The sequence below is a fragment of the Serratia sp. DFXYC6 genome (assembly GCF_057196085.1).
In genome coordinates this window covers 602,220-620,745 of sequence record NZ_JBXUNV010000001.1, presented here as the reverse complement: position 1 = coordinate 620,745, position 18,526 = coordinate 602,220, and the positions used below count along the sequence as shown (strand labels likewise).

Genomic DNA, 18,526 nt, shown 5'->3' with positions numbered 1-18,526 from the left:
GCCCCCGGGCGCGCGCTGCGCGCCCTTTTCATTCCATCACCGAGAGGAAGCTCCATGAGATTACGCCGCTCCCCCCTGATGATCGCCCTGCTGGCCGCGATGGCGCTGGCGGGTTGCCACAGCAAAACCGACGCGCCGGCGGCCTCGACCACCGTCAACGTCCAGCACCTGAACGGCAGCACCGAGGTGAAGAAACACCCGCAGCGCATCGTGGTGCTGGATTACGCCTCGCTGGAAACGCTGCAGCTGCTGGGCGTCGAACCGCTGGCGCTGCCCGGCAATCGCAAAAACTTGCCGGATAGCCTGAAACGCTATCAGGACGACAAATACCTCAATGCCGGCACCCTGTTCGAGCCGGATATGGCCGTGCTGCGCGCCGCCAAACCGGATCTGATCCTGATCGCCGGCCGGGCGTCCAAAGCCTATGACGAGCTGAACACGCTGGCGCCGACGCTGAATATGTCCGTCGATCAGCAGGATCAGTTGGGCAGCCTGAAACAGCGCACGCTGCAGCTGGGTGAGCTGTTCGATAAGCAGCAACAGGCGCAGGCGGCGGTCGATAAGCTGGATGCGCAGATCGCGGCGGTCAAACCACAGGCCGCCCAGGCCGGACGCGGGCTGGTGGTGCTGTTCTCCGGCGGCAAGATCAGCGCTTACGCCCCCAAGAGCCGTTTCAGCTTCGTCTATGACGCCCTCGGCTTCGCGCCCGCACTGCAGTCCGATGAAAAAGACGTGCGCGGCAATAAGCTGACGCCTGAGCAGGTGGCCAAACTGAACCCGGACTGGCTGTTCGTCATCGACAGAGACGCCGCGACCGGGCGGCCGAACGCGGTGGCGCCGCAGAAAATCCTTACCGGCACCGCGCTGAAGAAAACCGCGGCGGTGAAGAAAGGCCAGGTGGTCTACCTGCCGGCGGCCGAGGTTTATCTGTCCGGCGGCATCGTCACCGCTCAGCACGTCGTCGAACGCGTGAGCGAGGCGCTAACCCACGCTGCGCGATAAAAAAAGCCCGGCGATGCCGGGCTTTTTCCTGGATTAAATCGTCGGCTGGTTTACCAGGCCGTCTATCAGCACCTGCGGCGTGCCCTGCGAACAGCGCTCGATGCGCCCGCGCACGCCGTAGACCCGCGCCAGGCTCTGCGGCGTAATCACCTGATCCGGCGCGCCGTCGGCGATCAGATCGCCATCCTGCAGCATCAGCACGTGGTCGCCGTGACGCAGCGCGATGTTGATGTCATGCACCACTACCACCGTCACGATATTGCGCTTGCGGGTTTCACGGCGCACCAAATCCATCACGTGGAACTGATAGTTGAGATCGAGCGCGCTCAGCGGCTCATCCAGCAGCAGCAGCGACGGCTGACGGATCAGCGACTGCGCCAACCCCACCAGCTGTTTCTGGCCGCCGGACAGCTGATCGAGGTAGCTCAGCGCCAGGTGGGCGATGCCCAGCTGTTCCAGCAAAGCCATCACTTCCGCTTCGCTGCCGGCGTTGCTACGGCCGCCCGAGGCGCGCTGCGCCACGATGATCGACTCCAGCACGTGCAGATGCACCCCGGCGGGCAGCGACTGCGGCAGGTACACCACTTTCTCCGCCCGACGGGCGAACGGCATCTGCATCAGATCGCCGTCGTCCAGCCACAGCTTGCCCTGCGCCGGGTTCAGCCCGGCCAGCGAGCGCAGCAGCGTCGATTTGCCGCTGCCGTTCGGCCCCAGCAGCACGGTGATTTGCCCGCGCGGCAGCATCGGCACCGAGAGATTGTCGATCACCTGACGCTTCGGATAGCCCGCCGAGAAGTTTTCTATGCGCAAGCCCTGATTCATACGTTCCCCCGATGGCGCAGAATAATGCTCAGGAAGAACGGCACCCCGACCAGCGAGGTGACGATGCCCACCGGAATGATCACGCCGGGCACCAGATTTTTCGACGCCACCGAGGCCATCGACAACACCAGCGCGCCAATCAGCGCACTGGCCGGCAGGTAGAAACGGTGATCTTCGCCGAAGATCATGCGGGCGATGTGCGGCGCCACCAGGCCGATAAAGCCGATCGGCCCGACGAAGGCCACCGCCAGCGCCGAGAGAATGCTGATGCGCAGCAGCGTGGTCAGCCGCAGACGGCGCACGTCGATGCCGAAACTCACCGCCCGGTCTTCCCCCAGACGCAGCGCGGTCAGTTTCCACGAGCTCATCATCGACAGCGGCAGCAGCACGGCGAATACCCCGAACAGAATACCCAGCTTGTCCCACGAGGCGCGCGCCAGGCTGCCCATGGTCCAGAACACCAGCCCCTGCAGCGTGTCCTCGCTGGCGATGAATTGCATCATCGAGACCAGCGCGTTGAAGGTAAACACCAGCGCGATGCCGAACAGCACCACGCCGGAGGTGGCGACCCGCGTCCAGCGCGTGATGCCGTCGAGCATCAGCGCGGCGAACAGCGCAAAGATAAAGGCGTTGGCGGAGATGAACCACTGATCGGGAATACCCGGAATGCCGATGCCGAGCACGATCGCCAGCGCGGCGCCAAAGGCCGCGGCGGATGATACGCCGAGGGTGAAGGGGCTGGCCAGCGGGTTATTCAGGATGGTCTGCATTTCCGCCCCGGCCAGACCGAGCGCAAAGCCCACCACCACCGCCATCAGCGCATAGGGCAAGCGGATGTCCCAGACGATCACCCGCGTGCCGGCATCGGCCGCGGCGGGGTCAAGCAGCGTTTGCCACAAAGACGACAGCGACAGGCCGGATGGCCCCATGGTGAAATCCAGCAGCAGCGAACCCAGGATCGCCAGTGCCAACACGCCCATCATCAACAGGCGATGGCGAAGAATATGCTGATAACGCCCCATCACGCCGGCGTTGGGTTGCCCCTTGGCGTCAGTCATGGGATCGGTGGATACGCTCATTCGTTAAGATACCTGTTACAACCATCATGACAGCGGCGCGAAGGCGTCCGCCGTAAACCGGAAAGCGCGCGGCGACCGCCTGCGCGCAGCCGCCCACAATAAAGCAAACGATAATACTTATCAATCATATCAATAGGTGAAAACAGCGTTGTCGAAATGTAATAATTTGTTTTTTCTCGCCATTTTTCAAACCACCACGCTTTCCCCCGCCAACGGCCAGTAGGTTAATTATTCTGAAAATTATTCCTGATCCGACCAGACTCTGACAAATAGCGGCAAAACCACATAGAATCCAAAACCACAGCACCGCGCGTGCAAAAAACTTTCAGGCCGCCGCAAGAGCGGCCTTATTGACGAGGCTGTAATGAGAAGTCCATCTCCGGCGGTAACGCCCAAACGCCCGGCGCTGCTGAACTGGCTGTTGCACAGCCCGCTGCACGCCGATGACGAACCGTTTCAACGCCAGCTGCGTCTCACGCTGACGCCCTCTCCTCTCACCCCCTGGCTGAATGCCGTGGGGCCAGCCGCGCTGTTGGTGGGGTACGCCTGGCTGAACCAACCGCTGGTCGGTATCGGCCTGCTGCTGCTGTTGCTGCTGTTGACCGCCGGGCGTGCCAGGTTGGCGCAAAGGCGCCAACCCGCTTGGCCGAACGCCATGCTGGTGACGGTGTTGTTGTGGGCGCTGCTGGTTGGCGCCAGCGCCGCGCTGGCGATGCTGTCGGGCCGCTTCGTGCTGATCCTGTTCGCCGGCCTGACCATCACCGCCCTGGCCTGCTGGTTGATGCAGCGCCATGCCGCCGCGCCGCGCTTCGCGCTGCTTGAGGTGATCGCGCTGACGCTGCCCTACCTGCTGGCGGCGCCGCTGTCGCGCGTGCAAAATCTGTTTGTCATGGCGGATCTCGCGCCGCTGTGGCTGGTGCTGGCCCATGGCATGATCGCGCGCTACCACCGCCAGTTGGTGCAGCACGTCACGCTGGCCTGGGAGAAGCAGCAGGCATCGCACCGCGATCGCCTGACCGGCTTTCTCAACCGCGCAGGCGGCGAGGTGGTGATGCGCAGCATCTGCCGCCCCGCAACGGCGCAGCCGATCTCCCACCTGTTCATTCTTGAGTTCGGTCCGCTGGCGGCGCTCTACCAAAGCCATGGCGTCCAGATCGGCGACGACGTACTGCGCACCGTCGGCGAGCGTCTCAAGACGCTGATCCGCCCGAGCGACTACGTCTGCCGCTATACCGGCGGCCTGTTTTTGATTCTGGTGCACGATCTGCCCTACGGCGCGGAAAGCGAGTTTCTGGCGCGCATCGTGCCACCGCTGGAAGCGCCTTACGATTTTGGCGCATTCGGCGAGGTGAACATGCAGCTCAACGCCGGCATTGTGGCGCTGACGCAGCATTATGCGACGGTGGAAGATTTGATGAGTTCGGCGCAGCAGGCGCTGGCGGAAGCCAAAGGCGGGAAAAAGTAAAGCCAAACGCGGCGGGAACCCCCGCCGCGTATCACTCACCGAAAATTACTTCACGTCCATCTTCGGGAATTCCATTTCGCTGTACTTCACGACACGGGTGCCTTGCGACAGCTTGTAACCGAACCAAATCAGCAGGAACAGCGGAATGCCGATGTAGGTCGCGGTCACGCCGTACCAGTCAATCTTGTCTTGCAGGAAGGCCTGGTAATTCTGGCCCAGGGTAATGATCAGGCACAGCACGAAGGCGAAGATCGGCCCCAGCGGGAAGAACCCGGAACGGTACGGTAAGTCGTTGAGATCGCGCCCCTGCAGCATGTAACCGCGACGGAAACGGTAGTGGCTGATGGCGATGCCCAACCAGGCGATGAAGCCGGTCATGCCCGAGGTATTCAGCAGCCACAGGTAAACCGACTGGTTGCCGAACATCGAGGTCAGGAAGCACAGCCCGGCCACTACGCAGGTCGCGTACAGCGCGTTGCGCGGCACGCCGCCTTTCGACAGCTTGGCGAAGATGCGCGGCGCTTTGCCTTCCGATGCCAGGGTGTACAACATGCGGGTCGATGCGTACATGCCCGAGTTACCGGCGGACAACACCGCCGTCAGGATCACCGCGTTCATCACCGCCGCCGCCGACAGCAGGCCGGCATGCTGGAACACCAGGGTGAACGGGCTGACGCTGATGTCTTTCACGTCATTGCGCAGCAGGCTCGGATCGGTATACGGAATGATCAGGCTGATGATCAGGATGGCGAAGATATAGAACAGCAGGATACGCCAGAACACCTGACGCACCGCGCGCGGAATATTTTTACCCGGGTTTTCCGATTCGCCGGCCGCGATGCCGATAAGTTCAGTGCCCTGGAACGAGAAGCCGACGATCATGGCCACGCCGATCATCGCCGAGAAGCCGCCGGCGAACGGCGCATCTCCAATGGTCCAGTTCTGCCAGCCGGCATGCTCGCCGCCTTTCAGAATGCCGACAATCATCAGCACGCCGACGGCGATGAAAATAATCACGGTGCTGACCTTGATCAGCGCGAACCAGTATTCCGCCTCGCCGAACCCTTTCACCGAAATGTAGTTCAGCAGGAACATCAGGCCGAGAAACAGCGCGCTCCAGATCCAGCCGGGGGTGTCCGGGAACCAGTAGCTCATCACCAATTGCGAAGCCACCAGGTCAACGGCGATGGTCACCGCCCAGTTGTACCAGTAGTTCCATCCCAGTGCGAAGCCGAAGCCTTCTTCCACGTATTTGGCGCCGTAGGTGGAGAATGAACCGGAGACCGGCATAAAGGCCGCCAGTTCGCCCAGACTGGTCATCAGGAAGTACACCATCAAACCGATCAGAGCGTAAGACAGCAGCGCCCCGCCGGGGCCTGCCTGAGAAACCGTGGCGCCCGAGGCGACGAACAGGCCGGTGCCGATGGAGCCGCCGATGGCGATCATGGTCAAATGCCGGGCTTTCAGCTCGCGGCGCAATCCGGGAGCTTGCTGCCCCGATGTTTTTATATCCTGCTGAGCCATTCGTTCCCTATCTATCTGCTCTTCGAAAAATGAGGGCGGATTGTAACAAATACCCGCCGGTGAACTAGCAACATTGCACCGATATAAGATAGCTTCATAATTCAGAGGCAATTATTAGCCGCGCCCCTTATGGCCTTACTTACTCTCATTAATGTGAGCGCGCGCAGGTTTTTATGCTTTCTTTGGCCTGCGCGGCGATAGAAGACGTGACGCGCTGTCGATTACAGCACGCAATAGCTGAGAAAACGCTGCAACGCATTGGAAATGTGCTTTTGCCGATGGTGGATCAGGTACAGCGTGCGCCGCAGCGGCGGCAGCGGCACCGGCAGTTCCACCAGCGCGCCGCTGGCCAGCTGCTCCGCCACCACCCGCCGGGACAGGCAACTGATGCCGATACCGTGCCGCACCGCATGCTTGATCGCCTCCGAGTTGCCGAGCTCCATCACCAGCTGAAAGTGCGGCAGGTGCGCCAACAGCAGATGATCCAGCACCTCGCGAGTGCCCGAACCGCGCTCACGCAGGATCCAAGGCGCATTCGCCAGCGCCTCCAGCGTCGGCGGTTGACGGGTCAGCGGGTTATCCGGCGCAGCGAACACCACCAGCTCGTCCTCCAGCCACGGCTGCGTCACCAGCTCCGGCATATGGCAAGGCCCTTCGATCAGCCCCAGATCGACGCGAAAATCCGCCACCGCCACGATCACATCCTGGCTGTTGCCGACGTTCAGCTCCAGCGGCGTGGCCGGAAAGTCCCGGCGGTAACGGGCGATCATCTCCGGCAGCATATAGTTGCCGATGGTGCTGCTGGCGGCGATGCGCAGCGCCCCGCCATCATGGCGAAACAGCTGCTCGATCTCCCCCGCCTGCTCCAGCAGCGCCAGCGCCTTGGGGTACAGCAAGCGGCCGTGTTCGTTGATCACCAGCCGTTTGCCGACGCGATCGAACAGCTGCACGCCCAACTGCCCCTCCAGATCCGCCAGCGCCGCGCTGACCGCCGACTGCGACAGCGCCAGCACCACCGAGGCCTGAGTGGTCGAACCGCTTTTCAGCACTTCGGTGAAAACTTCCAGTTGACGCAACGTGATATGCATAGCCGTCCCGGTATTGAAAGAAGGTTCTGCCAGAGAACCCCAACATGGTGATGTGGGCAGCCCGGCCAGGCTACCCTGTTTGCGGCCAGATCGGCGCGCTATTTGCCCAAGGCGACCAGCTGCGCCGCCGCGGCCAGCACCGGCTCTTGCGGCGTGCCGGCTTCGTCCCGCAGTATCAATTGCAGCATCGCCACGAGATGCTCGCGGTCGATCGTCTTGTTTTCTTCAATCAACCGCCGCACCGCGCGGCCCACTTCCTGATCTACCTGCTCTCTGCGTTGATCGTCGGTATCCATTGCCTGCTCCTGTTAGTTGGAAAGTTGACGGCGGCTCGCCGCTCCTCCACACCCTAGCCGCAATGCGGCGTTATGCCAATGCCTGATCCCATACCACTTATTCAGATAGGTTATAAATATATAATCAATTTCTCTTTTATTCAGCCCAAACGTACTCTTAGCAGCAAGAAACAGACTGAAGGACTGACTTTTATGGCGACTGATACCACTCACACCTATCCCGAGCGACGCTTTCCGCTGTTTGGCCTGCCGCGGCTGGTGCCGGGGCTGGCGCTGACCGGCGCGCTCACCGCGCTGGCCGTCTGGGCCGGCGATATTCCCTGGGTGGCGGAGCTGGGGCTGGGGGCACTGACGCTGGCGATCCTGCTCGGTATTCTGGTGGGCAACACGCTGTACCCCCACTGGCAAACCGTTTGTCACAGCGGCGTACAGCTGGCCAAACAGCGTCTGCTGCGTCTGGGCATTATCCTTTACGGCTTCCGGCTGACCTTTCAGCAGATCGCCGACGTCGGCGCCAGCGGCATCATCATCGACGCGCTGACCCTGATCACCACCTTCCTGCTGGCCTGCTGGCTCGGCAAGAAAGTGTTCGGCATCGACAGCCAAACCGCGATACTGATCGGCGCCGGCAGCAGCATTTGCGGCGCGGCGGCAGTGATGGCCACCGAGCCGGTGCTGAAGGCCGACTCCAGCAAAGTGGCGGTAGCGGTCTCGACCGTGGTGGTGTTCGGCACCCTGGCGATCTTCGCCTACCCGTGGCTGTATCAGTTGAATGAACACTTCCAGTGGCTGCCGTTCAGCCAGGAAACCTTCGGCATCTACGCCGGCTCCACCATTCACGAAGTGGCTCAGGTGGTCGCCGCCGGGCACGCCATCGGCCCTGACGCCGAAAACGCGGCGGTGATCGCCAAGATGATCCGCGTGATGATGCTGGCACCGTTCCTGCTGCTGCTGTCGGGCTACATCAGCCGCGGCAGCGCAGGCAAGGCGGAAAAATCCGCCATCACCATTCCGTGGTTCGCCGTGCTGTTTATCGTCGTCGCCGGGCTGAACTCCTTCAACCTGCTGCCGGCCACGCTGGTGCGCCATCTGATCACCGCCGACACCTGGATGCTGGCAATGGCGATGGCGGCGCTGGGGTTGACCACCCACATCAGCGCCGTGCGCCAGGCCGGGGTGAAACCGATTCTGCTGGCCACGCTGCTGTTCGTCTGGCTGCTGGTCGGCGGCGGCGCGATAAATCAGCTGGTGCAACACTGGTTCTAATCTCCCCTTCTGCGGCCCGCTTCGGCGGGCCGCCGCTTTTCACCATTCAATCCGCCCGCCATCAATGCCATAATGTCACCGATAACACAGGAGAATGAAGATGAAGTTTGTCGGTGCACATGTCAGCGCGTCAGGCGGCGTGGATCAAGCAGTTATCCGCGCGCACGAATTGGAGGCGACCGCGTTCGCCCTGTTCACCAAAAATCAGCGTCAATGGAAGGCCGCGCCGCTGGCCGCCGACGTGATCGATAAGTTCAAGAGCGCCTGCGCCCAGTACGGCTTCGGGCCGGGGCAGATCCTGCCGCACGACAGTTACCTGATCAACCTCGGGCATCCGGTGGCCGAGGCGTTGGAAAAATCGCGCGAAGCGTTTATCGACGAGCTGCAGCGCTGCGAACAGTTGGGGCTGACGCTGTTGAACTTCCACCCCGGCAGCCACCTGCTGCAAATCGATGAAGATAAATGCCTGGCGCGCATCGCCGAATCGATCAACATCGCGCTGGACAAAACCGCCGGTGTGACGGCCGTGATCGAGAATACCGCCGGCCAGGGCAGCAATCTGGGCTTCAAATTCGAGCACCTGGCGGCGATCATCGACGGCGTGGAAGACAAAAGCCGCGTCGGCGTCTGCATCGACACCTGCCACGCCTTCGCCGCCGGGTACGATCTGCGTACCGAAGAAGAGTGCGAGCGCACTTTTAAGCAGCTTGGCGACATCGTCGGCTTTAATTACCTGCGCGGCATGCACCTGAACGATGCCAAGAGCGAGTTCAACAGCCGCGTCGACCGCCACCACAGCCTGGGGGAAGGCAACATCGGCAAAACGGTGTTCAGCTACATCATGCGCGATCCGCGTTTCGACAATATCCCGCTGATTCTGGAAACGGTAAACCCGGACATCTGGGCGGAAGAGATCGCCTGGCTGAAGGCGCAGCAGTAACGCGGCGCCCAAACGACAAAACCGGAGCCTGGGCTCCGGTTTTTTTATGGCTGGATCGCCGTTACGCCACACTGGCCGCCGGTACTTCAGCACGTTTCAGCAGGGCATAAGCCACCCCGGCCAACAGCGTGCCGGCGGCGATCGCCACCAGGTACAGCAACACCGGCGAAATCGCGCCCGGGATCAGCAGCACGAACAGCCCGCCGTGCGGTGCCATCAGCTTGGCGCCGAAGGCCATCGACAGCGCGCCGGTCAGCGCCCCGCCGGCGATGCAGCACGGCAGCACGCGCATCGGGTCGCGGGCGGCGAACGGAATCGCCCCTTCAGTGATGAAGCACAGCCCCAGCACCAACGCCGCCTTACCGCCTTCCTGTTCGGATTTCGGGAACTTGCGGCGCGCCAGCAGCGTCGCCAGCCCCATCGCCAGCGGTGGCACCATGCCCGCCGCCATGATCGCCGCCATCGGCGCATACACCGAAGAGCTGAGCAGCGCCACGCCGAACGCGTAGGCCGCTTTGTTCACCGGGCCGCCCATGTCGGTACACATCATGCCGCCGAGGATTGCCCCCAGCAGTACGGCGTTGGCGGTACCCAGCGATTGCAGCCAATGGGTCAGACCTTCCATGATCTTCGCCACCGGCGTGCCGACCACGTAAATCATGATGAGGCCGGTGATCAGGCTGGCGACCAGCGGAATGATCAAGATGGGCTTCAGCGCTTCCATACTTTGCGGCAGGCGCAGCTTGCTGCTGATCGCCTTGGCGACATAACCCGCCAGGAAGCCGGCGATGATGCCGCCGAGGAACCCGGCGCCGGTGCTCACTGCCAGCATGCCGCCGATCAGGCCCGGCGTCAGGCCCGGACGATCCGCGATGGAGAAGGCGATGAAACCGGCCAACACCGGCACCATCAGCGCAAAGGCGGAGCCGCCGCCGATCTGCATCAGCGCCGCCGCCAACGTGCCTTTGACTTCAAACGCCTTGATGCCGAACACGAAAGACAGCGCGATACACAGGCCGCCGGCCACCACCATCGGCAGCATGTAGGACACGCCGGTCAGCAGGTGACGATACGGGCCGTTGCCCTCTTTCTTTTTCGCCGCCGGCGCCGCGCCACCGCGCTGCTGCGGCTGGAACACTTCGGCTTCGGCCTGCGCCTTGTCCAGTTCCTGGGCGGTTTTCTTCAGCGCCAGACCGGTGGAAGTACGATACATCGGCTTACCGGCAAACTTGTCCAGATCCACTTCGATGTCCGCCGCGACGATCACCAGATCCGCCGCCGCCACTTCTTCCGGGGTGATGGCGTTGCCGGCGCCGACGGAACCGCGCGTTTCCACCTTCACCCACCAGCCGCGTTTCTTGGCTTCACTTTCAATGGCTTCGGCCGCCATAAAGGTGTGCGCCACGCCGGTTGGGCAAGCGGTGATCGCCACGATGCGTTTTTGCCCATTGGCTTTCACCGGTGCCGCCGCCTGCGGCGCCTGATAGGTTTCAGCTTCGGCCTTGGCACGCGCCAGAAACGCGTCCGGTTCCCGCACCGCCTGTTCTACCTCGCCCACATACACCAATTTGCCGTTCAGCCCGGCGTCAGCAGGAGCAGCCTGCCCCGCCACCGCCACCAGTTCGGCGTCCTGCAGTGACTCGACCAGCGTCAGGCCAGTTTTGGCCGCGGCGGCCTCCAGCATGCGTTTCGCCAGGTGGCCACGGGCCTGCCCCAGCGAACTGTCTACCATCAGCAGCGTTTTCATTCTGCCTCCTGCTATTGATTGAAAGGTTTCAGGTCGACGCGCGCCATCATCGCGGCCAACTGGGGACGATCGGTCACGCCGACGTTGCTTTGGCTGACCGCCAGCGCCGCTACCGCCGTGGCCAGACGCAGAGTGTGTTCGCTGGATTCGCGCATCAGCAGACCGTAAATCAGGCCGCCGACCATCGAATCGCCGGCGCCCACGGTGCTGACCACCTCACAGGACGGCGGTTTGGCGATCCAGGCACCGGACGCGTTAACCCACAGCGCGCCTTCCGCACCGAGGGAGATAACCACGTGGGCGATGCCCTGCTCGCGCAGCGCATGCGCGGCCTCAACCACGTCCGCCAGCGCCGGCAGCGGGCGGCCGGCCCAGATTTCCAGCTCGCGGCGGTTCGGTTTGACCAACCACGGCGAGGCCTTCAGCCCGGCGACCAGCGCTTCGCGGCTGCTGTCGAAAATGATGCACGGGCACTTGGCGCGCAGCTGGGTCATCCAGTCGGTAAATGCGTCAGGATCGACGCCGGCCGGCAGGCTGCCGCTCACTGCCACCATGTCAAACTGGCCTAGCCAGCTCAGCGAGTCGCTGACGAAGCGATCCCAGTCCTGCGGCGTCACTTCGAAGCCGGAGAAGTTGAAATCGGTCACTTCGCCGTCTTTTTCCGTCAGCTTGACGTTGATGCGGGTGCGCCCCGGCACCACCTGAAAACGGTTGGCGATCCCCAGATCGCTGAACAGCAACTGGAAACCGTCCTGATTATCTTTGCCCAGGAAGCCGCCGACGGTGACGTCGATGCCTAAATCTTTCAACACTTTGGCGACGTTGATGCCCTTACCGGCGGCGTGCAGGCCGGCGGTTTTTACCCGGTTGACTTCCCCGCGCTCGATCTGCGGGCAGAAACCCACCAGATCGTACGCCGGGTTCAGGGTGATCGTTGCTACTCTTCTGCTCATGCTGCGCCCTCGCCCAGTCCTTCATTAATCGCTTCGCCGATCGCCTTCAGCGCGGCTTCAGCATCTTCTCCATTGGCGGTAAAGCGCAGGTGATGCCCTTTCTTCACGCCCAGCGCCACCACCTTCATCAGGCTGCGCCCGTTGGCCGGCTTGCCGCTGCCGTCCAGGTTGGTGACGGTGATGTCACTGTTGAAACTTTTGATCACGTTGACCAACGCCGTGCCCGGCCGCGCGTGCAGACCATGCTCGTTGCGGATCACGAACTCGGCGCTCAGCACGCTGCTCTCCTCAGCCACTTCGCTGGTCAGCAGCGCCAGCACGCCGGCGGCATCCGCCTTCAGCAACCGTTCAGCTTTATTGGCCAGCAGCAGATCGCTGAGGTAGTTGAGCACCGCCAGCGGCTGCGCGTCGGCGACCGACACCGTCAGCAGCAGCGCCACCGGCTCGCCGTCTTCCGCGAAAGCCTGCGCCGGGCGGCTGACGGTGGCCGCGCTGGCCAGGTTGCCTTCGACGCTGTCGCTCAGCCAGATGCCCTGCCCCAGGTTCAGCGGCTTGCGGGTGATGACATCACTGACGAACTGCGCGTTAACCGCGCCGGCCTTTTGCAGCCGGCCGGCGTTCAGCGCCTGCAGCGTCATCAGGCTGTCGGCGGCGACGTCGAGCGCAATCAGCGAAACGTCGAACTGGAATTCGGCGCTCTGTTGTTCGCCCATCAGCAGGCTGCGCAGTTCCTCCGCAGAGGTGGTTTGCGCCAGCCGCTCCGCCACGCTGTCATCGCTCAGCACGTGGGTGAGCTGGCGCAGCAGCGCCAAATGCTCGTCGGAGCGGGCGGCGATGCCGATCGCCACATAGGCGGTCTGGCCTTCGCCCCACGCAATGCCCTGCGGGAACTGGAACACCTGCACGCCGGTTTTCAACACCAGATCGCGGGTATCGGTGGTGCCGTGCGGAATGGCGATGCCGTTACCCAGATAGGTGGACGTCTGCAGTTCGCGCTGCAGCATGCCGTCCACGTAACCGGCGCTGACGCAGCCGGCTTCGGTCAGGGCGGCGGCCACCAGGCGGATGGCCTCTTGCTTACCGTCGGCAACGGCGCCCAGATGAATGTCTTGCGGTGACAACTGGAACATGATTCTCCTCTCCTGCTGAATTGAATCGTTTCAGCTTAATTGAGAAAAAGGAGCGTTATCCGTTCGCCACAAGCGGCCGGACAACGCTGAAACGTTTCAAGGAGTGTGTGAGCAGCGCAAGGCGAAAGCAAGCTTTCTCCCTTTCGCCATTGCAGATTTTTGAGCTTACGCACACTTTTGCCGGCGTATTGGCCAGCGCCGGGGCAAAATGACATACTGTGCTGAAACCTTGCTGACGGAGAAAAGCATGAACGTAGTGACGGGCGTCGGGGTGATCATCGTCAACCCTCAAGGCGAGATTTTGTTGGGCAAACGCTGCGGTTCCCACGCGCCCTTTTGGTCGATCCCCGGCGGGCATCTGGATGCCGGTGAAACCTTCGAGCAGTGCGCCCAGCGCGAAATCGCCGAAGAGACCGGGTTGCTCATCGACCCGCCGCGCTTCGTTGGCGTCAGCAACAATCTGCAAACCTGGCGCGCCGAAGGCAAACACACGGTGTCAATCTGCCTGCAGGTGGATCACCCCGGCGGCGACGCCGAGCTGAGAGAGCCCGAGAAATGCGCCGAGTGGCGCTGGTGCGCGCCTGAAGCCCTGCCGGAACCCCATTTCGAAGCCAGCCGCACCGCCATCCGCCTGTGGCTGAGCGGCCTGGCCTACCTGCCAGCGGTCTGATCCAATGCGAGCGTGTGCTGCGCTCGCTTCCCCTGCCGCAGCGCCCTATCGTTATATAAATTAGAATATAACGCTATTTTTTGCGATATACGCCATTTTTTTGACTACGGATAACCCTATGGGGTTAACCCTCTTCTATCATTACCCCTGCAATCGACGTGGCATTCTGACCTCCGGTCGGTGGCCTTTTGGCAAGATTTTATTTTAAATTCATAATTATAAGCGGGTTTACCATGAGCAAAAAACTGACTGGCTTTGAAAAAAAGCGTCGGTGGGGATGGCTATGGCTTTTGCTGCTGGGGATTATCCTCGGCGCAGCGCTGTTGGCCGGGACCGCCACCGTCTTCCATAAAACCAGCGATACCGCCTTCTGCGTTTCCTGCCACACCATGCAACAGCCGCTGGCCGAATATCAGGGCAGCGTCCACTTCCAGAACACCAAGGGCATCCGCGCCGAGTGCGCCGACTGCCACGTGCCGCACCAGCCGATCGACTACCTGTGGACCAAGATCCGCGCGGTAAAAGACATCTACGGCGAGATGGTCGGCACCATCGATACGCCGGAGAAATACGAAGCGCACAAGCTGGCGATGGCGCAGTCGGTCTGGAAAACGCTGAAAGAGAACGACTCGGCCACCTGCCGCTCCTGCCACAGCTACGATGCCATGGACATCACCGCCCAGCGGCCTGAAGCGCGCCTGCAGCACCCGGTGGCGATCAAACAGGGCGAAACCTGCATCGATTGCCACAAGGGCGTGGCGCATATCCTGCCGGACATGAGCGGCGAAACCCAGGCCGGCGCCGCCGAGCTGGCGAAGGCCGCGGCGTTGACCGCACCGGACGCCACCACCCTCTACACCATCGCCACCGAGCCGTTCTTCCTCGGCGCCAACGACAGCCATAACGCCGGCAACCTGATGCCGTCCACCGAAGTGCAGGTGGTCAAGCAGGATGGCGACAAAGTGCTGGCCACCGTCAGTGGCTGGCAGCAGGACGGGGTCAGCGAAGTGTTCTACGCCGCGCAGGGCAAACGCATCCTCAGCGTGCTGCTGGGTGAGGAAGCACGCCAACAGCTGAAGACCGCCGCCACCCAGACCGATGCGGAAACCGGCCTGGTCTGGCATCAGGTTTCTCTGCAGGTGTGGCTGCCGCGCAAGCAGTTGATTGACGATCAGCAAAAAATCTGGCGCTACGCCGCGGACATGATGTCGGCCAACTGTACCGGCTGCCACGGGCTGACCGCGCTCGATCGCTTCAACGCCAACCAATGGATCGGCGTCATCAAAGGCATGGCGCCACGCACCTCGCTGACGCAGGAACAGCTGCGCGTGCTGACGCAATACGTACAAAAACACGCCAGCGACATGCCACCTGCCGCACCGGCCAAGCTTTAAGGGAGAAGCGCAATGAGCAACCAACAACCGTTAACCATGAGCCGCCGCCGCTTCCTGACCGGCGCCGCCGCGCTGGCCGCCGCCCCGCTGCTGGCGGGCTTATGGCCCAAAGCGGCGCTGGCGCAGGCCATCAGCGAAGCGCTGCCGCAGTTCATCGTCTTGCGTCAGGCGCAGAAAGGCATTCTGACCGGCGCCCACTGGGGCGCGTTTGAGGCCATCGTGCAGGACGGCAAGATGGTCGGCGTGCAGCCGGTGCAGGACGATCCGTATCCCAATGAGCTGATCACCATGGCGCCTTATCAGGTGCACGCCGAGAACCGCATCAAATATCCGATGGTGCGCAAAAGCTGGCTGGAAGGCGGCCCCGGCAGCCGCACCGAACTGCGCGGCCGCGACGAGTGGGTGCGCGTCAGCTGGGACAAAGCGACCGAGCTGGTGTGCAATGAGATCGTTCGCCTGCAGAAAGATCACGGGCCGCAGTCGATCTACGCCGGTTCCTATGGCTGGAAAAGCGTCGGTATGCTGCACAACAGCCGCACGCTGCTGCAGCGTCTGATGAACCTGACCGGCGGCTTCCTCGGCTACGCCGGCGACTACTCCACCGGCGCAGCGCAGGTGATCATGTCGCACGTGGTCGGCTCGATGGAGGTCTACGAACAGCAGACCGCCTGGCCGAACGTGATCGAGAACAGCGAGCTGGTGATCCTGTGGGGCTGTAACCCGATGGTCACGCTGAAAAACAGCTGGAACGTGCCGGATCACGTCGGCCAGACCGGCTTCGAGGCGCTGAAGAAGAAAGGCACCCGGGTGATCAGCATCGATCCGGTGCACAGCGACAGCGCCAAGTTCGTCAATGCGCAGTGGATCGCCCCGCGCCCTTATACCGACGGCGCCATGCTGATCGGCATCGCCCACACGTTGCTGACCGAGAAGCTGCATAACCCGGACTTCCTGAAAACCTACACCGTCGGCTTCGACAAGTTCCAGGCCTACCTGCTGGGCGAGAGCGACGGCGTGGCGAAAACCGCCGAATGGGCGGCCGACATCAGCGGTGTCGCTGCCGACACGCTGCGCGGTCTGGCGCGTGAGATGGCGAAGCATCGCACCATGATCATGGGCGGCTGGGGCATTCAGCGCCAGCACCACGGCGAGCAGCAGCACTGGCTGCTGGTGACGGTGGCGGCGATGCTCGGCCAGATCGGCCTGCCGGGCGGCGGCTTCGGCTTCAGCTATCACTATTCCTCCGGCGGCAGCCCGACCGCCAAGGGCGGCATCATCGCCGGCATCTCCGCCGGCAACGCGCCGAAGAACTCGCCGGCGCCGATCCCGGTGGCGCGCATCGCCGAATGCCTGAGCAACCCGGGCAAAACCATCGACTTCAACGGCGCCAAGGTCACTTACCCCGAGGTGAAAATGGTGTATGTGGCGGGCGGCAACACCTTCCACCAGCATCAGGACACCAATAACCTGGTCAAAGCCTGGCAGCGGCCGGACACCATCGTGGTCAACGAGCCTTACTGGACCGCTACCGCCAAGCATGCCGATATCGTGCTGCCGGCCACCACCAGCTACGAGCGCAACGATCTGGAAATGGGCGGCGACTATTCGCAGCTCTACGTGTTCCCGATGCATCAATGCGTGCCGCCACAACACGAGTCGCGTAGTGACTTCGACATCTTCTCGGCAATGGCGGCCAGGCTGGGCGTACAGGAAGCCTTCACCGAAGGCAAGGATGAAACCCAGTGGCTGAAAGGCATGTACGACGACATGAAGAACCAGGCGCGCGCCGCGCGGGTGGCGCTGCCGCCGTTCGACATGTTCTGGCAATCCAACAATTACGTGCGCTTCCCGGTGCCGGAGGCCAATAAGCAGTGGGTGCGCTTCGCCGACTATCGCGACAACCCGCTGCTGAACCCGCTGGGCACGCCGTCGGGCAAGATCGAGATCTACTCCGACGCCATCGCCAAAATGCATTACGAGGATTGCCCCGGCATTCCGACCTGGATGCCGCCGCACGAGTGGTATCGCGGGCCGGAAGCGGCCAAATATCCGCTGTCGCTCAATACCGCGCACCCGACCAACCGGCTGCACTCCCAGCTCGATAACACGCCGCTGCGCGAGAAATACGCGGTAGCGGATCGTGAAGCGATCCTGATCCACCCGCAGGACGCGCAGCCGCGCGGCATCAGCGGCGGCGATCTGGTGCGGGCGTTTAACGATCGCGGTCAGATCCTGGTGGGCGCGGTGGTCAGCGAAGACGTGCGGCCCGGCGTGGTGCGCATCAGCGAAGGCGCCTGGTTCGATCCGGCCGATCCGGCGCAGCCCGGCTCGCTGTGCAAGAACGGCAACGTCAACTGTCTGACCTTCGACATCGGCTCTTCCAGCCTGGCGCAGGGCAACTGCGGGCAGATGGCGCAGCTGCAGATCGAGAAGTATCAGGGGCCGGTATTGAAAAATACCGCGCACGCAGTGCCGCAAGGCGCCTGATCCCACGGTAAACAGAGGGCGCAACGCGTAATGCCGGTCAGTTAAGCCTGACCGGCATTTTTTATCCAGTCTCTGTACGCGCCGTGCAAAAGGAATAGCCTTAAATATCCGGTATTTCTCTGCGACCGCCATGAACGGCACCTGGAGAGACAGCCACTACGCCGTTCCCCCACACTGTTCGGGTCGGCTGCGATGGCGGCAGGCGCGACGCTGTGTCTGTGGCGGTTGAAAGACGCTTAAGGCGCGGTGTCCGCCTCCAGTCTGGCGAGGTAAATCAGCGCCTGATCGCGGTGATCGTGGCACATGTCGCGGCTCGGCTGCAGGCTGCCGCACACCTTCGGCCGCAGCGGCGAATGAAACAGGCCGCAGCGCAGTTGTTCATCCAGATGAATGCAGCGGGTATTGGCGGGCTTGCCGTTCGGCATGCCGGGGATCGGGCTGGATATTGACGGCGCGATACAGCAGGCGCCGCAGTCGCTGCGACAGTCCATCAGCGCTACTCCTGGTGGGCTGGGGGGAAAGAAGCGCGACAATAGCAGCCGCACGCGGCCACCGCCAGCAGAATCCCTGCGTCCCCGCGATCTTTACACTCATCGCTCTGCGCCGGCCGGCTGCACCCGATGGCGAATAAACGCCCAGCAAACCTTGATTTAAAGAAAAAAA

At 62.5% G+C, this 18,526-nt stretch carries 16 protein-coding genes; 7 read left to right on the top strand and 9 right to left on the bottom strand.

Going from position 1 to position 18,526, the window contains the following annotated elements:
* Positions 1 to 54: 54 nt before the first annotated feature.
* Positions 55 to 1,002, top strand: a complete 948-nt coding sequence (locus AC2CGQ_RS03105) for a siderophore ABC transporter substrate-binding protein (protein WP_351006275.1) — start codon at positions 55 to 57, stop codon at positions 1,000 to 1,002.
* A gap of 33 nt (positions 1,003 to 1,035) precedes the next feature.
* Here AC2CGQ_RS03105 and AC2CGQ_RS03100 read toward each other — a convergent pair whose 3' ends face one another.
* Both AC2CGQ_RS03100 and AC2CGQ_RS03095 read right to left on the bottom strand, forming a co-directional pair.
* On the bottom strand, positions 1,036 to 1,824 hold the full coding sequence (locus AC2CGQ_RS03100; RefSeq protein ID WP_015378515.1) for an ABC transporter ATP-binding protein: 789 nt from the start codon (positions 1,822 to 1,824) through the stop codon (positions 1,036 to 1,038).
* Positions 1,821 to 2,903 carry a FecCD family ABC transporter permease gene (locus AC2CGQ_RS03095; protein WP_031300718.1) on the bottom strand — a complete coding sequence of 361 codons (1,083 nt, stop codon included), beginning with the start codon at positions 2,901 to 2,903 and terminating at the stop codon, positions 1,821 to 1,823. The genes AC2CGQ_RS03100 and AC2CGQ_RS03095 overlap by 4 nt, the downstream gene beginning before the upstream one ends.
* Positions 2,904 to 3,267: 364 nt before the next feature.
* On the opposite strand from AC2CGQ_RS03095, the gene AC2CGQ_RS03090 reads away from it, so the two are divergent.
* Positions 3,268 to 4,368, top strand: coding sequence for a GGDEF domain-containing protein (locus tag AC2CGQ_RS03090; protein ID WP_015378516.1), 1,101 nt, complete (start codon positions 3,268 to 3,270; stop codon positions 4,366 to 4,368).
* Positions 4,369 to 4,413: 45 nt separating this feature from the next.
* Here AC2CGQ_RS03090 and AC2CGQ_RS03085 read toward each other — a convergent pair whose 3' ends face one another.
* The 3 genes from AC2CGQ_RS03085 to AC2CGQ_RS03075 form a co-directional block, all read right to left on the bottom strand.
* Positions 4,414 to 5,892, bottom strand: a complete 1,479-nt coding sequence (locus AC2CGQ_RS03085) for an amino acid permease (RefSeq protein WP_033632569.1) — start codon at positions 5,890 to 5,892, stop codon at positions 4,414 to 4,416.
* A 221-nt stretch (positions 5,893 to 6,113) separates the two neighbouring features.
* Positions 6,114 to 6,980: a DNA-binding transcriptional regulator YeiE gene (gene yieE / locus AC2CGQ_RS03080; protein ID WP_484593461.1), complete on the bottom strand. Its 867-nt coding sequence runs from the start codon at positions 6,978 to 6,980 to the stop codon at positions 6,114 to 6,116.
* A 98-nt stretch (positions 6,981 to 7,078) separates the two neighbouring features.
* Complete coding sequence (locus tag AC2CGQ_RS03075) at positions 7,079 to 7,276, bottom strand: hypothetical protein (RefSeq protein WP_103085500.1); 198 nt, start codon at positions 7,274 to 7,276, stop codon at positions 7,079 to 7,081.
* 192 nt (positions 7,277 to 7,468) lie between these two features.
* Between AC2CGQ_RS03075 and AC2CGQ_RS03070 the strand changes: the two genes are divergently transcribed.
* Positions 7,469 to 8,542, top strand: a complete 1,074-nt coding sequence (locus tag AC2CGQ_RS03070; protein ID WP_075685460.1) for a YeiH family putative sulfate export transporter — start codon at positions 7,469 to 7,471, stop codon at positions 8,540 to 8,542.
* Positions 8,543 to 8,642: 100 nt separating this feature from the next.
* Complete coding sequence (nfo, locus tag AC2CGQ_RS03065; RefSeq protein ID WP_016926988.1) at positions 8,643 to 9,482, top strand: deoxyribonuclease IV; 840 nt, start codon at positions 8,643 to 8,645, stop codon at positions 9,480 to 9,482.
* A gap of 61 nt (positions 9,483 to 9,543) precedes the next feature.
* On the opposite strand, the gene fruA is transcribed toward nfo, so the two are convergent.
* The 3 genes from fruA to fruB are packed head-to-tail and all read right to left on the bottom strand — an operon-like array spanning position 9,544 to position 13,312.
* On the bottom strand, positions 9,544 to 11,229 hold the full coding sequence (gene fruA / locus AC2CGQ_RS03060; protein ID WP_160125627.1) for a PTS fructose transporter subunit IIBC: 1,686 nt from the start codon (positions 11,227 to 11,229) through the stop codon (positions 9,544 to 9,546).
* 11 nt (positions 11,230 to 11,240) lie between these two features.
* Positions 11,241 to 12,182 carry a 1-phosphofructokinase gene (fruK, locus tag AC2CGQ_RS03055; protein WP_004935702.1) on the bottom strand — a complete coding sequence of 314 codons (942 nt, stop codon included), beginning with the start codon at positions 12,180 to 12,182 and terminating at the stop codon, positions 11,241 to 11,243.
* Positions 12,179 to 13,312, bottom strand: a complete 1,134-nt coding sequence (fruB, locus tag AC2CGQ_RS03050; RefSeq protein ID WP_048324383.1) for a fused PTS fructose transporter subunit IIA/HPr protein — start codon at positions 13,310 to 13,312, stop codon at positions 12,179 to 12,181. The genes fruK and fruB overlap by 4 nt, the downstream gene beginning before the upstream one ends.
* Positions 13,313 to 13,559: 247 nt before the next feature.
* Between fruB and AC2CGQ_RS03045 the strand changes: the two genes are divergently transcribed.
* From AC2CGQ_RS03045 to torA, 3 genes are all read left to right on the top strand, one after another.
* Positions 13,560 to 13,982, top strand: a complete 423-nt coding sequence (locus tag AC2CGQ_RS03045) for a nucleotide triphosphate diphosphatase NUDT15 (protein ID WP_033632563.1) — start codon at positions 13,560 to 13,562, stop codon at positions 13,980 to 13,982.
* Between the two features lie 233 nt (positions 13,983 to 14,215).
* On the top strand, positions 14,216 to 15,376 hold the full coding sequence (locus AC2CGQ_RS03040; protein ID WP_033632562.1) for a NapC/NirT family cytochrome c: 1,161 nt from the start codon (positions 14,216 to 14,218) through the stop codon (positions 15,374 to 15,376).
* Positions 15,377 to 15,388: 12 nt separating this feature from the next.
* Positions 15,389 to 17,863 (top strand): trimethylamine-N-oxide reductase TorA, encoded by a 2,475-nt coding sequence (gene torA / locus AC2CGQ_RS03035; protein WP_049242541.1) that lies wholly within the window; start codon positions 15,389 to 15,391, stop codon positions 17,861 to 17,863.
* A 236-nt stretch (positions 17,864 to 18,099) separates the two neighbouring features.
* Here torA and AC2CGQ_RS03030 read toward each other — a convergent pair whose 3' ends face one another.
* Positions 18,100 to 18,354, bottom strand: a complete 255-nt coding sequence (locus tag AC2CGQ_RS03030; protein ID WP_019453627.1) for a YkgJ family cysteine cluster protein — start codon at positions 18,352 to 18,354, stop codon at positions 18,100 to 18,102.
* Positions 18,355 to 18,526 lie beyond the last annotated feature (172 nt).